Origin of the sequence: Levilactobacillus senmaizukei DSM 21775 = NBRC 103853, assembly GCF_001592085.1 — a bacterium.
GTDB lineage: Bacteria > Bacillota > Bacilli > Lactobacillales > Lactobacillaceae > Levilactobacillus > Levilactobacillus senmaizukei.
On the sequence record NZ_BCWD01000016.1, the window covers coordinates 12,066 to 34,975 of the forward strand.

Below are 22,910 nucleotides of genomic sequence, written 5' to 3' on the forward strand. Positions count from 1 at the left end.
TTATTTTGACCACGTGGTTAGTGCCGCCGGTGGAAGAACCACCAGCCACCTGTCAGAACTATGAGTGTTCCGGTGCTAATGGCCAAGCCGAGGTTCAGCAGTGGTGGCCAATAGGACAGGGTGACCTGACTCTTGCCCTTAGGGAGCTTCAGAGCGGTGAACATGCCGACGGTCTTATAGGTCTTGGCCGGGTGACCATTGACGGTTGCGTGCCATCCCTGCGAGTATGGGATGGATGTGTTGAGTACCTGACCGGCGTTAGCGGTCGAGATGGACCCGCTGAAGTAGCGGTTGTTGTGTTTGGTGAGGTGCCACGGGTGGGCTTTCAGGTCGGTGACGGCTGACCTGAATTTGGGGGTGTTGAGCTGGTATAGCGTGAAGTTATCTAGCCACAGAGACCCTTTCTTCAACTGAATGGTCAGCGTCTGCTTCTTTCCCTTAGCGTGATCGGCAACACTGACCATGATGGTATTACGGTAGGTCTTGTACTGGTTCAGCGCCTGACCGTTTAAGACGAAGTTGGCGTTATCGGAATTAACTGTCGACCCAAAGGTTAGATAGTAGGCGTCATTAGTGGTTGGTGTGAATGTCAGCGTCATCTTGGCGGGCTTCAACAGATTCTTCTTCTGAAGCACGGCGCCAGTGATCTTCGACTGTTGCCCAATATTTTGGAAGGTGACCTGATCGAAATTTTGGGCGGTGTAGAGCCGCCGGTCCGCCGAGTGACCCGTTAGAGCGGCCAACCAGTTGGTTTGATACTGTGAGGGATCGGCGGTCTTATTCTTAAGTGTCAGAATATCACGACTGGCAGCGTAGCCCATTGGTAGGGCATACGGGTTCTTGTAGGTGGTGGCCCAATGATCTTGACCAATCGATTGATAGTCGGCCAGGTCGGCCTTGTTGCTGGAAGCAGGCAACATACTGCTACCACTAAGGGCACCCGCCAGTTGTTTTTGCTGGAAGTAGTATTTCATGTTCAGCAGTGAGTCGGTCACTAGGGTGCCGTTACTGTATTCAACGAAGCCATCTCCATCCGGATTCCCGGTGTTACCGAAGAAGGTTGGGACGGCCTTGGGCAGAACGGAGGAGAAGACGCCACCACCGTTGAAGCCGGTCTGGAAAGCGTCACCCTTGGTTCGGAGGAAGGTCTTACCAATCCGGTAAGCACTGGTGTCTTTTTGCTGAACGTGATCAACCAGTCGTTGCAGTTCGTGGGTGTAGTTGCCATACTCACTCTGTGAGACGTAGCTGATATTGTTCAGGGACATGAAGGCATTGGCGGAGATTTCAGTTGCCCCAATGACGAAGAAGGTTAAAGGATAAATCCAGTGCTGCTTCACGGGGAGCGTGATCAGCCCCAGTGCTAGAATCACAAAGAACAAGCCCAGCAGGACCTGATTCATTTGCAGATACTTGAAATGTTTGATGTTTAGGGCGATGTAGCCACTACCGATCGTGATGATCAGGGTGATTACGGCGATGGCTAACCAGCCGGGTTCAAAGTCATCGGTCAGCGTTTGGGCAGCTAACCAAATGAGCCAGAAAGCTACGACAAAGGAGAACCGGTAGGGGTACCAAACGGGAAACTGGCCGGCGTGCCATAGGAGATCCAAGGGTTGTACACAGAGGGACAATGCTAGAAATACTGTGACCAAGCCGGCGGCGATCCGACTGCGAAGCTGGATACGGTGGTCGGCGAAGAAAAACATTGCTCCCAGCAAGGCAATTGCCCCGATGAAGAGGTTGGCGGTTCCATCGGGCATCTGATCAAAGTTAAAGGCCCCCATGAAGAATTTGCCGATCATCTTTGGTGGAAAGAATTCGAATTTCCACTTAAAGGAGGTGACGGTATACTGGGCTTTGCTTTGCGACAGTGACCACCACGTTGGTAGCAGGACAAACGCCGCGAGTAGACCACTCGCCACCGAACTGAGGGCGAATTGACTGCCTTGCCGCAGTAATGCTCGCCAGTTGGTCCAGCGATCGACGGCTAACCAGATGAATGCCAAAATTAAGAAGAGACAGATCATGTAGGCCATGTAGTAGTTCACGATCAGCATAATGGTCAACCAGGTAACGTAGAGGCGCCACTTAGCGGCATGCATCAACAGAAACAGCCCGTAGAAAATTAGGGGTAACAGGTAGGCAGCATCTAACCACATGACGTTCAGTTGATTGGCAATCGACCATCCCATGAGCGCATAGGCGGTGGCTAATGTCACGGCCCGCAGACCGGTCTGTGATGTGGTCTTTGTGATCAGCCAGGCAAAGGTTAGACCGGCTAGTCCATATTTGAGAACGGTCAGGAAGAAGACCCCCACCGTGAGGGAGGCGCCCGGACAGAGTAGCAGAATCCAGTTCAGGGGACTCAACAGGTAGTAGGACCAGGTACCGAACATTTCGCCACCGAGCCCATTGCTAAAGGAATAGAATAGGCTGCTAGGATCATGTAGGATGGTCCGTCTGAGATAGGCAAAGAAGTCAATATATTGTTGACCGAGATCGACCGTGAGGAGGCTACTCGATCCAAAGGGGGCCATCTGACGATAGATAAAATAGGCCGTCATAAGGATAAACGGGGTGATGAACGCCCCCAATAAAGTGAGTTGACGCGTGGTAGGTTGCCAGCGTCGTTTTTGGTCTTGCAATGAAGCCACCTCAATCTTTAGAAATTATAAAAGTTAACTTGGACCCTGTACATTTGTGTTTACGGTCTCTAGAATAGCATAGAATGATTAAATTTCGGTAGTGGGATAGTGACCGGCGGCGAAGTTTGGTAAAATAGTAGCTGTACAATAAGGAGCAGAGCAGTTGTGAAGAATTTCTATAATCGTATTAGCAACCGGAGCAAGCGGTCTGATGGCCCGACAAAGTCACAGATTCCCTTTCGGTTAAATTTTCTTTTCATTATCGTTGCCCTGTTATTTGCGGCGTTAATTGGCCAGTTAGCGTATTTGCAGGTAATGTATGGGTCGCAGTTTAAGGCAGAGGTCAATCAGACCGACACCACCATTGAAACAACGAATGTTCAACGGGGGATGATTTACGACTCAAATGGTAAGGTGCTGGTGGGGAACAAGTCTCATCAAGCCATCTCATATACCAAGGGGGTCAACGTTTTATCTACAGATATGTATAAGATTGCGAATCGGTTAGGCACCTACTTAACGGTCTCAACCAGTTCGCTTACGCCACGGCAGGCGATTGATTATTATCTGACCGATACCGACAACCTTAAGGCGGTCGAAAAGAAACTCAGTTTTCCTAAGAACTCAACGGCATCCCAGCGGTATGATAAGGCCTTGGCTTACTTACAAAAGGATGCTTCATTTAAGTTAACTAAGAGTCAACGGAACGCCGCCACCATCTTTGCTAAGATGAGTGGGGCCTACGCGTTGTCGACCACCTACATTAAGGACTCGGGCGTTTCGAGTCAAGAAATCGCCGAAATTGGGGAACACTTGTCGGCGATGCCTGGGGTTCAAGTGGGCACAAGTTGGTCACGGAATTATCCCAATGGGTCGTCAATCAAATCGATCATCGGCACGGTTTCGTCTGAAAAGACGGGGCTTCCCAGCGATAAGATCAATGAGCTGTTAGCCCAAGGTTATTCACGTAACGACAGCGTGGGTCAATCCTACCTGGAACAAGAATATGAATCCGTTCTGCGGGGAACCAAGGCGCAGAAACAGGTTGAAGTTGCCGGTAACAATACGGTGACGAAGGAAGTTAAAAAGTATGGCGGGCAAAAGGGTGATAACCTGCAATTGACTATCAACTCCAGCTTCCAAAGTAAACTACAGTCATTGGTTAAATCAGCTGAAGCCGGTGCCGGTGGGAACTCCACTGGGACTTATGCCGTTGTGATGAACCCGAACACGGGTGCTGTCATCGGGATGGCGGGGGTTGATCGGAATCCTTCAACCGGTAAGACGACTGAGAATGCCCTCGGGACGATTAACAGTGACATCGTTATGGGGTCCGTGGTTAAGGGAGCGATGGTATCAGGTGCCCTGATGAAGGGGGTCATTACGCCAACCAATAGTACCTTAACCGATATGCCAATTACCGTTGGTGGGGTCAAGAAGGCGTCATGGTTTAACCATGGTGGGGGTGCCAACATGGCGGTTAACGCCGCGACGGCCCTGGAAGTTTCTTCTAACTCCTACATGATGCAATTGGCCATGAAGGAAGCGGGTTTTAATTATTCTGATGGCGCTGCGCTAACCATGAGTACCAAGGCGTTTGATATCGAACGGGGTTACTTTAACCAATTCGGCTTGGGTGTTAAGACAGGGATTGACCTTCCCGGCGAAAGCTCCGGTTTGGAAGGGTCGAGCTCTAAGGCCCACATTGGGAACGCGTTGGACTTGGCGTTTGGTAACTACGATGCCTACACGGTGATGCAAGTGGCCCAGTACATGTCAACGGTTGCTAATGGTGGGACGCGGATCGCGCCTCACGTGGTTCAATCCATTCGCGGGACGAAGTCCGATGGGACCCTGGGGGCCGTTAAGTCGAACGTTTCGCCGAAGGTTTTGAATACGATTGGCATGACGAAGGCGCAAAAGGATCTGGTTAAGGAAGGGCTCTATGATGTGGTTCACGGAACCAACACCTATAAGACTGGTGCCGAACTGGCCTCTATCTCGCCAGGTATTTCTGCTAAGACGGGGACGGCGCAAACGTACTACAAGGGGAATGAAACCGTGACCCTGAGTTTGGCTTCCTATGCTCCATCGAATCATCCACAAGTGGTGGTTGCTCTGGCCATGCCTAATCTGGGGGTCAATGCCGAAGACAACAACATGAAGCTGGCTAAGGCAATCTATGCCGCTTATTGGAAGAGTGTCCAGTCAACGTCAACGTTAACGAACCCAACGAAGGCAACTTCGGGGGGATCCGCACAAAACACCAACGGGTAATTTAGCTGTTAAGTATTTTTCCTTAACATATTTAGGATTATGACTGGTAATTAGTACTGATTAATGGTAATATATTACGAGTTAAGGGCTCTAGCCTGTAATTTTGAATAAGTTGGGAGGTTACCCACAATGCGTGTACACATCACTTTAGAATGTACAGAATGCCACGAACGCAATTACTTATCCAGCAAGAACCGGCGTAATAACCCGGACCGGGTTGAATTTAAGAAATACTGCCCACGTGACCGGAAAGTAACTTTGCATCGCGAAACTAAGTAAGGTACGGGCGAGAGTCCGCACCTTTTTTTATTGAATTTTTCTATCGAGGGGGTAAATCATGACAACTAAAGCAGCACTTCGCCAACAAACGATTCAGGCGCTGAATGGAATGACTGCCGATGAACGACTACGAGCGGCCGCAGACCTGTATCAACAGCTCTGGGATACTCAGGCCTGGAAGTCGGCCGTCACCATTGCCACCACGATCAGCGGTGGGTTTGAACTGCCGACGAAGCCGATCATCGACCGGGCCCATGCCGAAGGCAAGACCGTGGCTGTCCCTGAGACGCTGCCTAAGCGTCAGATGGCCTTCCATGTTCTAGATGATCGAACTCACCTAGAACGGACTAAATTTGGCCTATTAGAGCCCACTGATGGTCGGGTGATTGCCCCCGAAGAGTTTGACTTGATTTTGGTTCCCGGACTGATGTTTGCGGCAACCAGGGAACGGTTAGGCTTTGGTGGCGGCTATTATGACCGCTATCTGCCCAAGACCACCGCGACCAAGGTTGCCTTGGCCATGCCAGCACAACAGGCCGCACAGCCTTTGTGGCCAGTGGAGTCGTTTGACGTTTTACTGGACGCAGTACTGGCCGCTAGGGTAAAGTAGAACAAGAAGAAAGGGGGCCTAGCGGTGACTCAGTGGAAGCGACGACTGAACCGCTTGGACCAACAACCATTCGTGACAATTAGCTTAATTGCGCTAATGGTGATAGTCTATGGGGCAATGACCTTGGCCGGCGGGAGTACGAACATTAATGTGCTCATAACCTTTGGCGCTAAGGTCAATGCCTTGGTTCAACAAGGAGAATGGTGGCGACTTGTCACCCCTATTTTTCTCCATATTGGTTTTACTCATATTTTAATGAATATGATTACGCTCTACTTTGTTGGGATGCAAATCGAGGCGGCATTTGGTCATACGCGATTCCTGATCATGTTCTTAGTGGCAGGAATTGGTGGGAACGTTGCCAGTTTTTGTTTCTCCGATAGCTTGTCAGCAGGAGCCAGCACAGCCATTTTTGGCCTGTTTGGGGCGTTCCTCATGTTGGGGGAATCGTTCTGGCAGAATCCCGTGATTCGGCAGTTGGCCCGGACTTTCCTGGCCTTTGTGGTCATGAACATTGCCTTTGATGTCTTCACGCCGGGAATTGATATGGCGGGACATCTTGGGGGCCTAGTCGCCGGATTTTTGATAGCGTATACAGTTGGTGTTCCTCGTATTGGAAAGGTTAGCATGGTCAAACGCGTGATTGCCACCGTGGTTTTAGTTGGTGGTTTAATCTTTCTTTACCTGCAAGGAATGGCGGCGTAAAGGCCAGCGGAACGTGCATTTTTAGAGAGGTTGTGGCACAATGAAAACGTTATATGATGTTCAGCAATTATTAAAAAAATATGATATCTACGTCTACGTGGGACGCCGGATGTGGGATATCGAAGTCATGGCATTGGAATTGGACCACTTACATCAAGCACGAGTTGTTGACAATACAACATTTATTCAGGCAAAGCTGGTGTTAACCCACGAACATCGGTTAGAAGAAGAGAAAGCAAAACGTAAACACCAATCCATTGGAGGGATCTAGCGTTATGGCACGGAATTTGATTGGAATTGACTTAGGCGGAACAACCACGAAGATGGCGTTTCTTTCCACTAACGGTGAAGTTTTAACCAAGTGGAGTATTCCCACGGACATTAGCGACGAGGGGCAACACATCGTGCCCAACATCGTTGATTCGATTCGTTCACACATTATTAATTCTGAGTTTAGTAAGAGCAATTTCTTAGGAATTGGGATGGGAACGCCAGGTTCCGTTGATATTGAAAATGGGACCGTAATCGGTGCCTTCAATTTGAACTGGAAGAAACGGCAACAGGTTCGTGACCAGATCCAAAATGGCATTGGCTTACAGTTTATTCTGGATAACGACGCGAACGTTGCGGCGTTGGGTGAATACTGGAAGGGTGCCGGTGAAAAGGACGATGATGTGGTGTTCGTCACGCTCGGGACCGGTGTCGGTGGCGGGGTGATCGCTGGTGGTCACCTGCTCCACGGGATCAACGGTGGTGCTGGCGAACTGGGACACGTCACCGTTCAGCCCAATGGATACCTGTGTACCTGTGGTAAGCGGGGTTGCTTGGAGCAATACGCGTCAGCTACGGGGGTTGTTCACGTAGCAGCCGACATGGCTAAGGACTTCATGGGAACTTCTCGGTTGAAGGAAATGGAAGATAATCGCGAGAGTGTCACTTCTAAGATGGTCTTCTACTTGGCCGACAATGGGGATATTTTAGCTAATCAAGTGGTGGATCGGGTAACCTTCTACCTTGGGCTGGCCTTAGCCAATGTCGCCAACATTTTGAATCCAGCGAACATCATTATTGGTGGGGGAGTGTCGAATGCCGGGAACACGTTGCTGCAACCAACAACCCGTTATTTCCAAGAAAATGCCTTCCCAGCTGTTCGTGACTCAACGAAGCTTAAGTTGGCCCAGCTAGGAAACGACGCTGGTGTGATTGGTGCCGCCTCATTGGCACTACGTTTTCAAAAAAGCAATTAGAATTTAGTGGTTTAGGAAGGACGATTTAGTTTTGGTAATTGGCGAAATCTCAGGCGGACTGGTGTACAGTATCGTTTTAATTATTTTATTGGTCGCATGGGGACTGTGGTCTTTGATCACCATCATCCGGCGGAACAAGGTTGCAACCTTGCTTGACCAAAAGGACTTCCAGGAGGGCATTCGGACGGCTCAAGTGGTTGACCTACGAGAGAAGAAGGACTTTGATGCTGGGCACATTTTAGGTGCTCGGAACATGCCTTACTCTACTTTCAAGGCGAGTCACAGTGGGTTACGTTCGGACTTGCCCGTCTACCTGTATGATCAAGGCAAAGCCCTGAGCACTCGGGCAGCCTTCATCCTGAGCAAGGAAGGCTTCAATGACATTTCAATCCTCAAAAAGGGGTTTGTTCGTTGGGAAGGTAAGACCAAGAAGGCCAAGTTTTAAATGCAAATGGCCAGATGAAAAGGCAGTGGAATAAAATTCCACTGCCTTTTTTGTGGGTTTAGCCGTTATGTGCGGCGTGACTCTTACGATTGGCTCGCTTCCGGTTTTCTTCAAACCGTGCTTCTTGGTCTTCGATTGGTTGAACGACCGTCTTCTTGAAAGAAAAGACTGCACCGGCAACTGCACTGGCAGTAGCAACGACACCGAAAAAGAATCCTTTGGAGAATGACTTCATAACACTCGACTCCCATCATTATTATAAATTTGGTTTGTTTAACTGTATTATGCTGGTTTCGGCTGAAAATTACCAGTATTTTTCCTGTCGCTGAAATGATGCAGGACCCAGGAATTTGGTAGGTGTGGTAATCTTATTAGTAAAGAATTGTGACACTGAAGGGAGTGTTAGGCACCATGCAGAAAGTATTGGCCATCGTTGGGCCAACCGCAGTCGGGAAAACGGCGTTAGCAATATCATTAGCCCAGCAGTTTGATGGTGAGATTATTTCTGGAGATTCGATGCAGGTTTATCGGCACCTAGACATTGGCACCGCGAAGGCCACACCGGTGGAACAGGCGCAGGCTGTGCACCATTTGGTGGATGTGCGGGACGTGACCGAACAGTTCACAGTTGCCCAGTTCGTGACGGCAGCTCAGAAATTAATTGCGGCGATCCACCGGCGGGGACATCTCCCCATCATTGCCGGTGGTACGGGTTTTTACCTTCAGGCGCTCTTCGACGGCTTGAAATTAGGGGCCGACGCACCAGGCGATCCGGCCGTTCGTGAGCGGCTGCAGGCAGAGGCCCGGCAGAATAGCCGTCAGGCCCTTTGGAAACGACTGCAAGCCCTAGACCCGGTAGCGGCCGCCAAGATACCAGTGACCAACGTGCGGCGGACTGTCCGGGCCTTAGAGGTCATTGAGGTCACCGGTCAGCTGTTCTCCCATCAGGATAACCAGGGGCCCCAGTATGATGAACGTTACCTGGCCCTGAACACGGATCGAGCGCTACTTTATCAACGGATCAACCAACGGGTGGATTTGATGATGCAAGCGGGACTTTTAGACGAGGTTCGTTGGTTGCAAGAACAGGGCGGGACGGCCTTGCCACCGGCAACTGGTATAGGTTATCGTGAGCTGTTGCCTGTCCTCGACCAACCGGCTAAAATTCCGGCGGCGGTGGACCAAATCAAGCAAGATTCTCGGCACTATGCGAAACGTCAATTGACCTGGTTTCGGAACCAAACGACAGCTGAATGGTTCGATTTAGTCCAGCATCCCGAGGAACGTCAGAAGATCGAACATGAAATAACCGCGTGGTTATCGTAAACCGCCGTAAAAACGGGTTGATTAAGGAAAAATTAAAGACTGATGTCATATTTTCTAACATTTGTTATTGACACCACTTTTCAGGGTGGTATGATAACGACATGGTTTAGGAGGCCACTTGCATGAAGGAGAAAGAATTGCGTCGCTCACTGGCTGTTTTGCCAATTGGTACGGTTATGAAGTTAACGGACCTGACCGCACGGCAAATCCGCTATTATGAAGCCCAACAACTGATTCAACCCGAACGTAATGAAGGAAACCGCCGGATGTATTCACTGAATGACATCGATCGGCTACTGGAAATTCGGGATTACTTGGCTGAGGGTGTCAATATTGCTGGTATTAAGGCGATCTATGAGCAACAAGCTAGTGCAGCGCAAGCGAAACAGGAAAACCAAGAGCACCCGTTGACCGATGATGACGTTCGGCGAATCATGCAGGATGAATTTCTTCGGCAAGGGCGATTAGGGCAGACCCGACCTGGCATACAACAACGCCCTCTATAACCTTGGCAACTCAGAAGATAATTGACAGGGAGCGATTTTTAATGGCAAAGGCAACATACAGTAAAGATGACATTCGTCAAATTGCAAAGGACGAAAATGTCCAATTCTTACGGTTAATGTTTACGGATTTATTTGGAACCATCAAGAACGTTGAGGTTCCAATCAACCAGCTTGAAGAATTGCTCGACAATAAAATTATGTTCGACGGGTCGTCAATCGACGGCTTTGTCCGGATTGAAGAAAGCGATATGTACTTATACCCCGACCTTTCCACGTGGATGATTTTCCCATGGAGCGCCGATAACAAGGGTAAGATTGCGCGGGTTATTTGTGAAGTTCATACGACCGATGGCAAGCCATTTGCTGGCGACCCACGGAATAACCTGATTCGCGTTCTTGATGATATGCGCAAGGCCGGTTTCACCGACTTCAACATCGGACCAGAACCAGAATTCTTCCTGTTCAAGTTGGACGATAAGGGGAACCCAACGACTGACCTGAATGACAAGGGGAGTTACTTCGATATGGCCCCAATGGATTTGGGTGAAAACTGTCGGCGCGATATTGTGTTGACTCTTGAAGAAATGGGCTTTGAAGTCGAAGCCGCCCATCATGAAGAGGCCCCTGGTCAACATGAAATTGACTTTAAATATGCAGATGCCTTAGCCGCTGCCGACAACATTCAAACGTTCAAGTTGGTTGTGAAGTCCGTTGCTCGTAAGCATGGTCTGTACGCAACCTTCATGCCAAAACCTTTGTATGGGATTAACGGTTCGGGGATGCACATTAACATGTCCCTCTTCCATGACCAAGGCAACGCCTTTTATGATAAGGATGGCGACCGTGAGCTCTCTCAAGATGCGTACTACTTCTTGGGCGGCCTGTTGAAGCATGCCCGGAGCTACACCGCGATCTGTAACCCAATCGTAAACAGTTACAAGCGGTTGGTTCCCGGCTACGAAGCACCAGTTTACGTCGCTTGGTCCAGTTCTAACCGTTCACCACTCGTTCGGGTACCTAACTCTCGTGGCGTGGGAACGCGGCTGGAATTACGGAGCGTTGACCCCGCAGCCAACCCATATCTGACGATTGCTGCGGTGCTGGAATCCGGTTTGGATGGCTTGAAGAACAAGATTAAGCCAGAAAACGCCGTTGACCGGAACATCTACCGGATGGATACCGATGAACGAAAGGAAAACCACATTACGAACTTGCCAGATTCCTTACACAATGCATTGAAGGATCTTGCCGGTGACGACGTAATTCGTAAAGCCATGGGCGAACGGCTCTGCAAGAACTTTATCGAAGCCAAGAATCTGGAATACGATTCTTACCGGACCCAAGTTTCTGAATGGGAACGCGACACATATTTACCATTATATTAAGCAAATAATGAATAATTAATCGAGATGTCAGTGAAGGGGCTCCCCTTGGCTGGCATCTTTTTTCAATTATGAATAAAAAATGACGAAATTAATGTAATTTTTATGCAAAGGGCTTTTTTCTCAGCAGATTTTTGGTAACATGAACGTATAACCTAATGTCTCTGGGTTCACCGGGGATGTTCAAACGAGGGATAAAAGCCATGGAAAACCAAGAACAAACAGCAAGTGCCGCCGATATTTTGACGCAGGCAATCGCCAACAAACTCGATTATTTAAGTACTTTACAGGCCGCTGTTCAGCACGGTGACGACCGTAAGGTGTATGAACTCTTAGACCAAGTTCGTTACTTCCAGGAAGTTAAGAAGACGCGGACGACGCGGACCGTGAATCATTTAGCAGAATTAGTCGATAACATTCATCCCCAAATCAGTCACTACTTAAGTGATAACTTGATTGATTATTTAGGGCATATTTATCCATTTTTCTATTATGAAGAATATACGACCGGACTCTTCCACATCTATTTTGGTAATTGGTGGGACCGGCGGCTATTCGGCGACCTGGACGTTGTCAATGTGAAGTTCGAATTCGATCAAGCCGAATACCAGAAGCTACGGGATTCCTTTGCCTTAGAAAGCCAGAATCAACGCTTAAATACCGCTAAAATTGAACAAATTTCCGCCAATAGCGAACGGCTACAACAGTTGGTTGACGACCAAGCCAAGCGTGACACCGAAAAGGCCACGTTGCGCGACCAGCTTAAGGAAAACAGTGGCCGGAGCAGCATGCCTTGGGAATCCGGTAAGGTGAAAGACGAACGGCAAAATATCATTGATCAGCTAACAAAGTTGGCCGATGAAGATGAAAAGGCTTTGGACGCCCACAAGGCGATCAAGGAAAACGATGATCAGATCTTGGTTCTGTCCAAGGAAGACACGATTCTGAATTATGAAAAGCAAAGCATCCGCGATGCCTTCGATGACTTTGAACATTTCGAATCTCACAATGCTAGCCTATACGCTGACTATTTAAACAGCTTGCTGGGTAAGAGTGAAGGCGGGGTGACTGTCGATGATTAATGAGAATGATCCGTCGACCCTGACAACCAGTGGCCGGTTGTTAAATTACAATGAAGCCATCAAAGCGGGCTTGGAAACTGGGATTACGTTTACCAAGCTCATGGACCAACTGATTAAGACCACCGATACGGATGAATTGGTGGCCGCAGCCACACAACTGGCCAGTTTTCAATTGGACTCCGACTTTGTGACCTTCCCACATCAATATAGCAATGCCGATTACTACTTATTATTTATGTCACGGATGTTGGAACTGCACGATCAAGGGAATAACGTGATTTTACAATCACGGGATCACAAAGAAGAGTTAACCCAACAGCTAACGCCGCTGGGAGATCGTGGGACCTTTAACTTTCGGATCGAAACGTCCGAAAATGGTGGGGTTTTCTATCGTGAACGTGCCACGGGACAAGCTCTGTTCTACCTGAATTTGGAACGTAAGATGTTCCGGTTTAGTAGCCACGCACTGACCCAGTTATTTATCATTGATCTGCATGACACGGTCCCCGCCGAAACGGTGAAGACATCGGTGCAAATCTTGGTTGATTTTGCCCGGTTCCTCAAGGAAGACTACGGTTACTCCGTGGACTTTAACATTTTGGATGCTGCTAATCGTCAAAACTACGCCGTGCGAGCCGCCGACTTGCCAGCCGGCATCGTTGACCGTCTCTTCGTGGTCGCGGCCCAAAACGATTACATGTTGACCAACGGGGTTAATGGTAATGGGGCGGAGATCGCCTTGGATGGGGATGTCGTCGTTGACATCTTCAATAATCAGTTGGAAGGTCAACCAGAATGGGTCCTGACGGTTCATGACAATGAGCAGAAGGTTTCCTGGTTTGACGTGCTGATTAAGTACCCATTTATTCGCGACTGGTACTTAGAAAATTTGACGGATCTGGAAGTTAAGTCGGACCCATTGGTCTTTGATTAGAGAGGGATTGACGTCGTGTTAGAGTTAGCAAAATTAGTCCAACAGTCGATTGCATTAGACAATCAGATCACGACCGAACGAGACATTGAGCTGCCGCGTCATCGGCAGATTGAGAATGCCTATGTCGCATTAGACGTGGAGTTAGCCGAAGTGGCCAACACCTCGGAGTGGTTTAAGGTCTGGAAGACTCATCGTGGGAAGGCCGATGACGGCTTCACCGCAAGAGAGACGTTACTGACGGAATACACGGATGCCATGGATTTCTTCTTCCTAGTTGCGGCCAAGAAGGTTTGGACGCAACTGATTATGTTAAAAGAAGAAGATTTGCAGGCTTTGGCAACGAGCCAGCCAGCAAAGGATCCCGACCAACAGTATTTAATTCTGAAACGGATGGTCTTCAATAGCCATTTCTCCCATCGTCAAGAGGACTTCCGACACGCTTGGCGATTGTTCCTGAAGTGGGGCTTTGTCGATTTTGGTTTCAGTCAAGATGAGATTCAGGCGGCTTACGAAGCCAAGCGACAGGTGAACCTCGACCGCCAAGCAAATAACTATTAGCAACAGGCAGGCTAGTTCGTGCTTACGGGCTAGCTTTTTGTCCACTCAAAGGGGGAGTTCGGTGATGGAAATGATTGATCCACGGGTGGTCCGGACAAACGAGCGTCTTCGTCAGGCCTTACATCAACTCTTGCAGGAACAGTCCTTAAAACAAATCTCAGTCCAGAAGTTAACCCAGTCGGCGCAGCTTACCCGGGGAACGTTCTACCTTCATTACAAAGACAAGGCGGACTTCTTGACGCAAACCGAGGATCAGGTGGTTAACGAATGGTTTACCGCGGCCAAGGTGACGTTAGCCCCGAATGGCGAACCCGTCGCGGGGTTTGCCTTGGCACCGGCTTTGCGCTACATTGAGAGCCATCGGCACATCGTGTCCGTCCTGTTAGGACCGGATTTTGGCCGATTCCGACCCCATTTACGGGAACGCTTTGAACATGAACTGATGGGTTATTCGCGGCAGTTGACGCCACAACTGGCTAACCTGCCTCCCAAGGATATTCAGGTGACGTTCCTTGTCACGGCCTTTCTTGGTCTGGTTCAGCAATGGTTGGACGACGATCTACGGTACCGACCAGAGTTTTTGGCACGGGCCTTTCGGCAGATGATTTCGCCTGAGCTACGGCCCTTGGCGGGGTGGTTTTCTTTGGTAGGACTGGATGTCGACTCGATTTCAGAAAAGTCTTGACTCGGGTTATTGGTTCAGGTATAATTTTCATGTTGTATTTGTGGACTTCCACAGCTGCAACCGCTCGGAATAAGTCTTAAGTTTTCCGCCTTGCGGAGCACTTATCTTCGGCGAGTCTAAGTCTAAATATACAAGGAGGTGCACATACATGTACGCAATTATCGTAACTGGCGGCAAGCAGTACAAGGTCGAAGCAGGCCAAGCTGTTTACGTCGAAAAGTTGAACGTTGAAGCTGGTGAAAAGGTTACTTTTGACCAAGTTGTCTTTGTTGGTGGTGACAAGCCTAAGATTGGGACGCCAACTGTCGCAGGAGCAACTGTTACCGGGACTGTTGAAAAGCAGGGTCTGGAAAAGAAGGTTGTTACTTTCAAGTACAAGGCCAAGAAGGGCCAACATACGAAGAAGGGTCACCGTCAACCATACACCAAGGTTGTCGTTGATGCGATCAACGCTTAAAGCCTAAAGATTAAGAGAGGCGATCCCGATGATTCATGCGACGTTCCATCATGGAACTAACCGAATCAATTCATTCCAAATCACTGGCCACGCTGACTCAGGTGAGTATGGTCAAGACATTGTTTGTGCCGCAGTTTCGGTGCTCGCGATTAGTACGGTGAACGGCTTACAACGAATCGCTCAGATTCCAGTTGAAGTCGAGAACCGCGATCAGGCAGGCGGCTTTCTGGAAGTCCGCTTACCACCAGAGCTGGGGGCAACGGCTGAACTTAAGGGACAAACACTTCTCCAGAGTTTTGAGGATGGATTACGAGATGTCGCCACAAATTACGCGGATTTTGTTAAATTCGTAGAAGTCAAAGATTAATTTGCGGAGGTGAAACTTATGCTGATGAACATGAACTTACAATTCTTCTCTCACCATAAAGGTGGTGGGTCTACTGCTAACGGTCGTGACTCTGCTGGTCGTCGTCTTGGGACGAAGGCTGCTGATGGTTCTACTGTTACCGGTGGTTCTATCCTTTACCGTCAACGTGGGACGCACATCTACCCTGGCCTTAATGTAGGTCGCGGTGGTGACGATACTTTGTTTGCTAAGGTTGCTGGCGTCGTTAAATTCGAACGTCTGGGCCGTGACAAGCGTCAAGTATCCGTATACCCAGTTGCAGAAGAAGCAGCTAAATAACACGAGGTTTTCCTCGTACGACTGAAGAGCTTGAGGCGAGACCAATTCGCTTTGAGTTCTTCTTTTTTTCCATTAAAATGAAGCGTGCGAGACGCTGGCTTCGGTTAGCTTATCAGAAAGGGGGTTGTTCATGACGAGTCGAATTGAACAGCTTCAGGCAACCTTTGCTTCATTGAGCATTGATGCGTTCCTGGTTTCATCACCGAGTGATCAACGTTATTTGACCGGAACGAGTGTTGAGGCCGGCGACGGGTACCTGTTGGTCTTGGCACATTCGGCCGTCTTTGTGACGGATGCCCGTTATGAGGCTGAACTTGCCGTAACGATGCCGACCGTTCCCAAGACGATCACTCGGGACTATCTGCAGGCGGTTAATGCCGCCTTAGAGGGTGCTGGTGCGACCGTTCTTGGGATCGAGGATAGTTTAACTGTGGTCGAATACGAGTGGTTAGACGAGCACTTGATGACGGACATTGTTCCCATGACGGGGGTCGTTGGTGCGTTGCGTCAGATTAAGGATGCAACTGAGCTAATGGCTATTCGGCAGGCAACTCGGTTGACTAGTCAGGGGTTAGCAGCCCTCTTGGCTGTCCTGAAACCTGGGATGACGGAACGGGGAGCTGCCCAGTGGTTGGAACGGTGGATGCAAGACCATGGGTCGACCGGCCCAAGCTTTGGTACCATCGTGGCTAGTGGGGAGCGTTCCGCTTGGCCCCACGGACAGGCGAGTGATAAGCAACTCAAAATGGGGGAACTAGTCACGATCGACTGCGGTTTTTACGTGGATGGTTATACATCAGACGTGACCCGGACGGTGGCTTTGGGTGATCCAGGTCGCGAATTGACGGCAGCCTATCAGGCGGTACAGCAAGCACAAGAGTTGATTCGTGCTGCGGTTAGGCCGGGCGTGACCGGCGATGAGTTGGACCGGATTGGCCGCGACTACCTCACCGAGTGTGGTTACGGTTCCGCGTTTCTTCATGGAACCGGTCATGGCATCGGGGTCGATATTCATGAGGGGCCGAACATTGGTCGAGGCTGGCCTGATGTGATGCAGGCTAACGAGGTCATTACGGTGGAGCCCGGCGTCTATTTCACTGGCAAGGGGGGCATCCGAATTGAGGATGACCTGTTAGTCACGGAAACGGGCAACGAGTGTTTAACGACCACACCACGGAATTTAATTATTCTGTAAGCGGTCCGGGTATCTTGCTTTTTATGGGTAAGAATTGATATTATAAAGAGGACATATTTTAGGAGGCTGACACATTATGGCAATTTCAACTGCTGATTTTAAAAATGGTTTAACTATCGAGGTCGATCACGCAATCTGGCGGATCGTTGAATTCCAACACGTTAAGCCTGGTAAGGGTGGCGCTTTTGTTCGTTCAAAGCTTAAGAACTTACGGACGGGTGCCGTTCAAGAAAAGACTTTCCGTGCCGGGGCCAAGATGGAAAAAGCTGACATCGTGACTCGTAGCATGCAATACCTTTATGAAGATGCTGATAACCGGGTCTTCATGGATACTGACAACTTCGAACAAATCGAAGTGCCAGACGACCAAATCAAGGGTCAATTACCTTACTTGCAAGAGAACATGAACGTTGACTTGGTTCAATTTGGTAACGAAATCTTAGGGGTTGAAGTTCCAAACACGGTTGTCTTAGAAGTTACGGCAACTGAACCTGGTATCAAGGGGAACACCGCTTCCGGTGGATCCAAACCCGCTACCATGAACACTGGCTTAGTTGTGCAAGTACCATTCTTCGTTAACGAAGGCGACAAACTTTCGATTAACACGACCGATGGAACTTACATTTCCCGGGCATAGTTTTCAAACTTTAATCAGTAAGGGAGGGTCAATGAATGGCAGAAGAGACTAATATCATTTTAGAATCAAAGGAACCGGCTTTGGGCAAGATTGAAGTGGCACCGCAAGTGCTTGAAATCATTGTCGGTATTGCTGCAAGTCAGACTGATGGGGTTGCCCGGATGCGTGGCTCACTTGCCAACAGTTTTACCGAATTGCTGGGTCGTAAAGAACAGCACGGTAAGGGTGTCAAGCTGGTATTTGATGACGGTGAACTGGCCGTTGACGTGTACGTCTACTTGAATTACGGCGTGGCGGTACCTAAGGTTGCCTTGGCCATTCAAGACAGCGTGAAGCAGCAACTATTGTTCATGACCGATCTCGACTTACGTGAAGTCAATGTTCACGTGGAAGGCGTCATTCCCGAAAAGACGGCGCAACAGGTTGATCCCGATCACCTGTTCAACGAAGCCGATGAAGGAGACAGTGATCAATAGTGGCACTTACACGACACCAGATTCGGGAACGCGCTTTTCAGATGCTTTTTGCGCTGAATGCGAATCCCGACGCCGATCATGACGCTCTGTATCAACGGGTCTTAACGGACGACACGACGCAGGTTGTGCCGGTACCGGCTTACTTAGACACGTTGGTCACGGGTGTTTTGACCAACCAAACCGAACTGGATGCTCAGATCGAACAGTACCTGAGTACCGGTTGGCAGTTAAAGCGAATTGCCAAGACCGACTTGGTGATCTTACGACTGGCCTTTTTTGAAATTGACCATGTCGATGATGTGCCGGACCGGGTTGCGGTCAATGAAGCACTGGAACTGGCTAAGAACTTTAGCGATGACCGTTCACGTCGTTTTATCAACGGTGTGCTGGCTCATACGCTGGACGACTCGTCAGCACCTCAAGACTAATGAATTAAACGACCGATGATGGTTTGCCATCATCGGTTTTTTTGTGCCAGAATGCCGGGGTGCTCGTTCCCGTTTTCAGAATAACTATGCTAAAATGAAAGATAACTTTGAATTTTAAACTGGGAGGAAATTCTTCATGACGACCATTATTGACGGCAAGCAATTGGCCAAACAGGTGAATGCAGCGACCAAGGAACGGGTTACCCAACTGGGTCAACGTGGTATCGTTCCCGGACTCGCGGTGATCATGGTGGGAGAAGACCCAGCGAGTGCCATCTACGTGCGCAACAAGCATCGTAAGGCCACCCAGTTAGGCATTAAGTCTATTGTTCGCGAGTTACCGGCCACGATTACACAGGCAGAATTACTGGCGGTGGTTCAAGATTATAATCAGGATCCCTCGATTCATGGGATTCTGGTGCAATCGCCGCTGCCGACGGGACTCGACGAACGGGGAATTGTGGCGGCGATCGATCCCGCTAAGGACGTCGATGGGTTTCATCCCCTAAATGTCGGGAAGACCTTTGCTAATTTACCAGGCAACTATCCCGTCTCCTGCACGCCGCGGGGAATCATGACCATGTTAAGGTCCTTGAACGTTCCTCTAAAAGGCAAGCATGCCGTGGTCGTTGGTCGGAGCATGATTGTTGGTCGGCCAATGGGGGCTTTGTTGCTGAACGCCGATATGTCGATGACGATCACGCATCAGTACAGTGAAAGACTAAGCGATATTACCAAGACGGCCGATGTATTGGTCGTGGCCACGGGGGTTGCCCATCTGATCAAGGCGGCCGACGTGAAACCCGGCGCTATTGTCATCGACGTGGGCATGGATCGTGATGAGGATGGTAAGCTAACCGGTGATGTTGATTTTGACGGCGTGTTTGCCAAGGTTGGTGCTATTTCTCCCGTACCAGGTGGTGTGGGTCCCATGACGATTGCCACCTTGATGCAACAGACTGTGGATTTGTGCGAGTGGAGTGAATAATTTGGCAAGTAACGACTATCTATCGGTAACGGTATTGACGCAGTATTTAAAGCGAAAGTTCGACGTCGATCCATACCTGGGCAAGGTCTATCTGACTGGTGAAATTTCTAACTTTCGGCTCCGGCCCCACGCGCATCAATACTTCAGTTTGAAGGATGATCACGCCAAAATTAACGCTATCATGTTTCGGTCAGCCTTTGAGAAGCTAAAGTTTACTCCAGAAACCGGGATGAAGGTGCTGGTCACCGGTCGGATTTCGCTGTATGAACCTACCGGCAGTTATCAAATCTACGTTGAGCGGATGGAGCCGGACGGAATCGGCCAGTTATATCAAGCCTATGAACAATTGAAAAAGAAATTAGCAAATGAAGGGCTGTTTGCGGCCCCGAAACAACCGCTCCCCCGTTTTCCCAAGCGAATCGCGGTTGTGACGAGTCCCAGTGGGGCTGTCATTCGCGACATTATCACCACGGTGCGACGGCGTTATCCAATCGCTCAAATTGTGTTATATCCGGCGGTCGTTCAGGGGGATGCTGCCGCTGATGACATCGTTCGCCAGATCGAACGGGCCAATGCCGCCGGAACCTTTGATACCCTGATCATTGGTCGGGGGGGTGGGTCGATTGAAGACCTCTGGCCTTTTAATGAGGAACGGGTTGCCCGGGCCATTGCGGCGAGTCGGTTACCGGTGATTTCCTCGGTTGGTCATGAGACTGATACGACCATCGCTGATTTGGTAGCGGACGTGCGGGCGGCAACGCCCACCGCCGCGGCCGAATTGGCGGTTCCCGTGTTAAAGGATGAACTATTGAAGCTCACCCAGGAGCGGACGCGCCTCCTGAATGCCATGGCTAATCGGATTAATTTCCAGCAACAGCGCCTGAACAAATTGATGACGGCGTATGTCTTTCGACAACCGCAGCGACTCTATGAGACCTATGTTCAGCGACTCGACCGAGCACAACAGGGGTTGCGGCAGGGAATGACCCAACAGGTTACCCGGCGGCAACAGCAGTTTCGCTTAGCCAGCCAGGGCTTAAAGAATCAGTCCCCATTAGATCGAGTTCGTCGAGCGCAAACAGACCTCGGTCAGACGACGCAACGGTTGAATGAAAATGCCGAACGACTCCTAACCACGAAGAGACAACGAGTCGGTCAGTTAATTGAAGGATTAGACTATCTGAGTCCCTTAAAGATTCTAGGGCGGGGTTATAGCTATGTCACCCAGGATGACCGGGTGATTCGGCAAACGGCCGATTTAAAGCAGGGGCTCGCCACCATTCATTTGAGTGACGGGACCGCCGCCGCAGAGATTCAGACCATCACACCAGCAACGGAGGATCAACATGAGTGAAGAAAAACAACCAACATTTGAAGAAAATTTAGCAACCTTGGAGACCATTGTGGCCCAACTTGAACAGGGTGATGTTCCGCTGGAACAGGCCCTGGATCAGTTTCAAAAGGGGGTTGCGTTGAGCAAGAGCCTGCAAAGTACCTTGCAGGACGCCGAGAAGACGTTGACGACTATGATGAATGATGAAGATCACGAAGAAGCTTTCGAGGCACCACAGGGAGGCCAAGGGAATGCCGAGTAATGAACGGCTTCAGGCCTTTGAACAGGCCTGGCTCCCACAATTAAATCAACCCTTAGCAGCGGCGATTGCGGCGGACACTGGCGACGATCAGTTGGCAGCCGCCATGCAGTACTCGGTGTTGGCCGGCGGTAAGCGGTTGCGGCCGTTGTTAACTGTGGCTACATTGACCACGGTTGGCCCCACTGTTGATTTAGGCCAGGACTGGCGACCGATCATGGCGCTGGAACTCTTGCATACCTATTCGCTCATTCACGATGACCTGCCGGCTATGGACAATGATGACTTGCGCCGTGGTGAACCCACGAATCACGTGAAATTTGGCGCGGGCATGGCCACGTTGGCCGGGGATGGGTTGTTGACGTTAGCCTTTCAATGGTTAACCGCGACAGCATTACCACCGTTGGTTCAGGCTAAATTAACGCAAGCCTTGGCCCGGGCGGCTGGCCCGAGCGGGATGGTTGCTGGTCAGGCCAAAGATATTCGGTCTGAACACATCGACTTACCCTTATCAGACTTGCGGGTCCTTCATCGTGAGAAGACGGGGGCCTTGCTGCACTATGCGGTCCAGGCTGGTCTAATCTTGGCCGAATTACCGGAGGCACAGTGGACCCCGTACCTGAAGTTTGCTGATGCCTTTGGCCTGGCCTTTCAAATCTATGACGATATCTTAGATGTGGTCAGCACACCCAGCGAATTGGGTAAAGCAACTCAAAAAGATGCGGGTGAGGCTAAGAATACCTATCCAGGTAAGTTAGGTCTCGAGGGGGCCAACCAAGCGCTGATTGCGACCATTGAACAGGGACAGACTGCACTGGCGACCTTGCCGGCGACGGTGGACACCCGTTTGTTGGCAGCTTTCTTTAGTTACTTTGATACGAAACGGGTGAAAGCATGAAGAAAAAACGGGTAGCAGATTTGCTGGTCGAGCAGGGCGTCTTCGAGTCGAAGGATGCGGCTAAGCGGGCCGTCATGGCTGGTGAAATCCTGGGGACCAATGAAGAACGGTTGGATAAGCCGGGCACCATGGTGCCCATCGACACGGAATTACATATCAAGGGCCACCCCTTGCCATACGTTTCCCGGGGTGGGTTCAAATTGGCTAAGGCGTTAGAGGTTTTCCATATTGACCTTAGTAACCAGACAGTGCTGGACATTGGTTCCTCCACTGGTGGGTTTACCGATGTCATGTTGCAAAATGGGGCCAAGTTGAGTTACGCCCTGGACGTTGGCAGCAATCAGCTGGTGTGGAAGTTGCGGCAGGACCCACGCGTCATCGTTATGGAACATACTAACTTTCGTTACAGCAAGTTGGCCGACTTTACGCAGGGGCAACCCACGTTTACTTCGATTGACGTTTCCTTTATCTCGTTACGGTTAATCTTGCCACCGTTGAAGGCCATTCTTGCGACGGATGGTGAGGTCGTTGCCCTCATTAAACCGCAATTTGAGGCGGATCGTGAAGATGTGGGACAACATGGAATTGTTCGTGACCGCGCGGTCCATTTGGCCGTGGTCCAAGGAATTATCGACTTTGCGGTTGAAACGGGATATAGTGTCATCGGATTGGATTATTCACCAATTCGGGGTGGTGAAGGCAACATTGAATTCTTGGTTCATTTACGCTCAGTTGATAAACATGCAGTCTGTGCAAGTTCAGTTTCCGTTGAAGAAACGGTTGCAGCAGCCTATGAAGGCCTTAAACAATAGACTATGAGAAAATTATGAGAATTTACTTCCCAAATACTCACGTCTGGTATATGATAAG

The 22,910-nt window shown here is 49.8% G+C and carries 28 protein-coding genes and 1 other annotated feature; of the genes, 26 read left to right on the top strand and 2 right to left on the bottom strand.

The window, feature by feature from the left end; all coding sequences use genetic code 11:
- Positions 1-17: 17 nt before the first annotated feature.
- On the bottom strand, positions 18-2,648 hold the full coding sequence (locus LSE01S_RS07000) for a YfhO family protein (protein ID WP_061776918.1): 2,631 nt from the start codon (positions 2,646-2,648) through the stop codon (positions 18-20).
- 165 nt (positions 2,649-2,813) lie between these two features.
- On the opposite strand from LSE01S_RS07000, the gene LSE01S_RS07005 reads away from it, so the two are divergent.
- The 7 genes from LSE01S_RS07005 to LSE01S_RS07030 all read left to right on the top strand — a co-directional run bounded on the left by LSE01S_RS07005 (position 2,814) and on the right by LSE01S_RS07030 (position 8,211).
- Positions 2,814-4,925: a peptidoglycan D,D-transpeptidase FtsI family protein gene (locus LSE01S_RS07005; RefSeq protein ID WP_061776919.1), complete on the top strand. Its 2,112-nt coding sequence runs from the start codon at positions 2,814-2,816 to the stop codon at positions 4,923-4,925.
- Positions 4,926-5,054: 129 nt separating this feature from the next.
- Positions 5,055-5,204, top strand: a complete 150-nt coding sequence (gene rpmG / locus LSE01S_RS10795; RefSeq protein ID WP_011667723.1) for a 50S ribosomal protein L33 — start codon at positions 5,055-5,057, stop codon at positions 5,202-5,204.
- A 58-nt stretch (positions 5,205-5,262) separates the two neighbouring features.
- Positions 5,263-5,814 (top strand): 5-formyltetrahydrofolate cyclo-ligase, encoded by a 552-nt coding sequence (locus LSE01S_RS07010; RefSeq protein ID WP_061776920.1) that lies wholly within the window; start codon positions 5,263-5,265, stop codon positions 5,812-5,814.
- Positions 5,815-5,910: 96 nt separating this feature from the next.
- The gene (locus LSE01S_RS07015; protein WP_420843297.1) at positions 5,911-6,519 is read left to right on the top strand and encodes a rhomboid family intramembrane serine protease; all 609 of its coding nucleotides are present in this window, start codon (positions 5,911-5,913) and stop codon (positions 6,517-6,519) included.
- Between the two features lie 40 nt (positions 6,520-6,559).
- Positions 6,560-6,790, top strand: coding sequence for a YqgQ family protein (locus LSE01S_RS07020; protein ID WP_061776921.1), 231 nt, complete (start codon positions 6,560-6,562; stop codon positions 6,788-6,790).
- A gap of 4 nt (positions 6,791-6,794) precedes the next feature.
- The gene (locus tag LSE01S_RS07025) at positions 6,795-7,766 is read left to right on the top strand and encodes an ROK family glucokinase (RefSeq protein ID WP_061776922.1); all 972 of its coding nucleotides are present in this window, start codon (positions 6,795-6,797) and stop codon (positions 7,764-7,766) included.
- Positions 7,767-7,797: 31 nt separating this feature from the next.
- Complete coding sequence (locus LSE01S_RS07030; RefSeq protein WP_061776923.1) at positions 7,798-8,211, top strand: rhodanese-like domain-containing protein; 414 nt, start codon at positions 7,798-7,800, stop codon at positions 8,209-8,211.
- A gap of 58 nt (positions 8,212-8,269) precedes the next feature.
- Here LSE01S_RS07030 and LSE01S_RS10800 read toward each other — a convergent pair whose 3' ends face one another.
- Complete coding sequence (locus tag LSE01S_RS10800) at positions 8,270-8,446, bottom strand: DUF3042 family protein (protein WP_082622363.1); 177 nt, start codon at positions 8,444-8,446, stop codon at positions 8,270-8,272.
- Positions 8,447-8,622: 176 nt separating this feature from the next.
- Here LSE01S_RS10800 and miaA point away from each other — a divergent pair, with 176 nt between their 5' ends.
- The 19 genes from miaA (at position 8,623) to LSE01S_RS07125 (ending at position 22,852) form a co-directional block, all read left to right on the top strand.
- Positions 8,623-9,537, top strand: a complete 915-nt coding sequence (gene miaA, locus LSE01S_RS07035; RefSeq protein WP_061776924.1) for a tRNA (adenosine(37)-N6)-dimethylallyltransferase MiaA — start codon at positions 8,623-8,625, stop codon at positions 9,535-9,537.
- Positions 9,538-9,659: 122 nt separating this feature from the next.
- The gene (locus tag LSE01S_RS07040) at positions 9,660-10,043 is read left to right on the top strand and encodes a MerR family transcriptional regulator (protein WP_061776925.1); all 384 of its coding nucleotides are present in this window, start codon (positions 9,660-9,662) and stop codon (positions 10,041-10,043) included.
- 41 nt (positions 10,044-10,084) lie between these two features.
- A complete protein-coding gene (gene glnA / locus LSE01S_RS07045; protein WP_061776926.1) occupies positions 10,085-11,428 on the top strand; it encodes a type I glutamate--ammonia ligase in 1,344 nt (447 codons plus the stop codon).
- Between the two features lie 200 nt (positions 11,429-11,628).
- Positions 11,629-12,507 carry an exonuclease SbcC gene (locus LSE01S_RS07050; RefSeq protein ID WP_082622362.1) on the top strand — a complete coding sequence of 293 codons (879 nt, stop codon included), beginning with the start codon at positions 11,629-11,631 and terminating at the stop codon, positions 12,505-12,507.
- Positions 12,500-13,441: a hypothetical protein gene (locus LSE01S_RS07055; RefSeq protein WP_061776928.1), complete on the top strand. Its 942-nt coding sequence runs from the start codon at positions 12,500-12,502 to the stop codon at positions 13,439-13,441. The genes LSE01S_RS07050 and LSE01S_RS07055 overlap by 8 nt, the downstream gene beginning before the upstream one ends.
- A 15-nt stretch (positions 13,442-13,456) precedes the next feature.
- Positions 13,457-13,999, top strand: coding sequence for a dUTPase (locus tag LSE01S_RS07060; RefSeq protein ID WP_061776929.1), 543 nt, complete (start codon positions 13,457-13,459; stop codon positions 13,997-13,999).
- Between the two features lie 64 nt (positions 14,000-14,063).
- The gene (locus LSE01S_RS07065; RefSeq protein WP_235808317.1) at positions 14,064-14,684 is read left to right on the top strand and encodes a TetR/AcrR family transcriptional regulator; all 621 of its coding nucleotides are present in this window, start codon (positions 14,064-14,066) and stop codon (positions 14,682-14,684) included.
- A gap of 48 nt (positions 14,685-14,732) precedes the next feature.
- Positions 14,733-14,812, top strand: a sequence feature (ribosomal protein L21 leader region).
- 20 nt (positions 14,813-14,832) lie between these two features.
- The gene (gene rplU, locus LSE01S_RS07070; RefSeq protein WP_048736202.1) at positions 14,833-15,141 is read left to right on the top strand and encodes a 50S ribosomal protein L21; all 309 of its coding nucleotides are present in this window, start codon (positions 14,833-14,835) and stop codon (positions 15,139-15,141) included.
- 28 nt (positions 15,142-15,169) lie between these two features.
- The gene (locus LSE01S_RS07075; protein ID WP_061776930.1) at positions 15,170-15,508 is read left to right on the top strand and encodes a ribosomal-processing cysteine protease Prp; all 339 of its coding nucleotides are present in this window, start codon (positions 15,170-15,172) and stop codon (positions 15,506-15,508) included.
- A gap of 24 nt (positions 15,509-15,532) precedes the next feature.
- Positions 15,533-15,826, top strand: a complete 294-nt coding sequence (gene rpmA, locus LSE01S_RS07080; protein WP_269801535.1) for a 50S ribosomal protein L27 — start codon at positions 15,533-15,535, stop codon at positions 15,824-15,826.
- A gap of 130 nt (positions 15,827-15,956) precedes the next feature.
- Positions 15,957-17,021, top strand: coding sequence for a M24 family metallopeptidase (locus LSE01S_RS07085; protein ID WP_061776932.1), 1,065 nt, complete (start codon positions 15,957-15,959; stop codon positions 17,019-17,021).
- Between the two features lie 76 nt (positions 17,022-17,097).
- Positions 17,098-17,658, top strand: coding sequence for an elongation factor P (gene efp / locus LSE01S_RS07090; RefSeq protein ID WP_061776933.1), 561 nt, complete (start codon positions 17,098-17,100; stop codon positions 17,656-17,658).
- A gap of 35 nt (positions 17,659-17,693) precedes the next feature.
- On the top strand, positions 17,694-18,134 hold the full coding sequence (locus LSE01S_RS07095; RefSeq protein ID WP_061776934.1) for an Asp23/Gls24 family envelope stress response protein: 441 nt from the start codon (positions 17,694-17,696) through the stop codon (positions 18,132-18,134).
- On the top strand, positions 18,134-18,562 hold the full coding sequence (gene nusB / locus LSE01S_RS07100) for a transcription antitermination factor NusB (protein ID WP_061776935.1): 429 nt from the start codon (positions 18,134-18,136) through the stop codon (positions 18,560-18,562). Before LSE01S_RS07095 ends, nusB begins: the two co-directional genes overlap by 1 nt.
- Positions 18,563-18,698: 136 nt before the next feature.
- Positions 18,699-19,550 (top strand): bifunctional 5,10-methylenetetrahydrofolate dehydrogenase/5,10-methenyltetrahydrofolate cyclohydrolase, encoded by an 852-nt coding sequence (locus tag LSE01S_RS07105; RefSeq protein ID WP_061776936.1) that lies wholly within the window; start codon positions 18,699-18,701, stop codon positions 19,548-19,550.
- A gap of 1 nt (position 19,551) precedes the next feature.
- Positions 19,552-20,904 carry an exodeoxyribonuclease VII large subunit gene (xseA, locus tag LSE01S_RS07110; protein WP_061776937.1) on the top strand — a complete coding sequence of 451 codons (1,353 nt, stop codon included), beginning with the start codon at positions 19,552-19,554 and terminating at the stop codon, positions 20,902-20,904.
- Positions 20,897-21,145, top strand: a complete 249-nt coding sequence (locus LSE01S_RS07115; protein ID WP_061776938.1) for an exodeoxyribonuclease VII small subunit — start codon at positions 20,897-20,899, stop codon at positions 21,143-21,145. The genes xseA and LSE01S_RS07115 overlap by 8 nt, the downstream gene beginning before the upstream one ends.
- On the top strand, positions 21,135-22,040 hold the full coding sequence (locus LSE01S_RS07120; RefSeq protein ID WP_061776939.1) for a polyprenyl synthetase family protein: 906 nt from the start codon (positions 21,135-21,137) through the stop codon (positions 22,038-22,040). Before LSE01S_RS07115 ends, LSE01S_RS07120 begins: the two co-directional genes overlap by 11 nt.
- The gene (locus tag LSE01S_RS07125; protein ID WP_061776940.1) at positions 22,037-22,852 is read left to right on the top strand and encodes a TlyA family RNA methyltransferase; all 816 of its coding nucleotides are present in this window, start codon (positions 22,037-22,039) and stop codon (positions 22,850-22,852) included. The genes LSE01S_RS07120 and LSE01S_RS07125 overlap by 4 nt, the downstream gene beginning before the upstream one ends.
- Positions 22,853-22,910 lie beyond the last annotated feature (58 nt).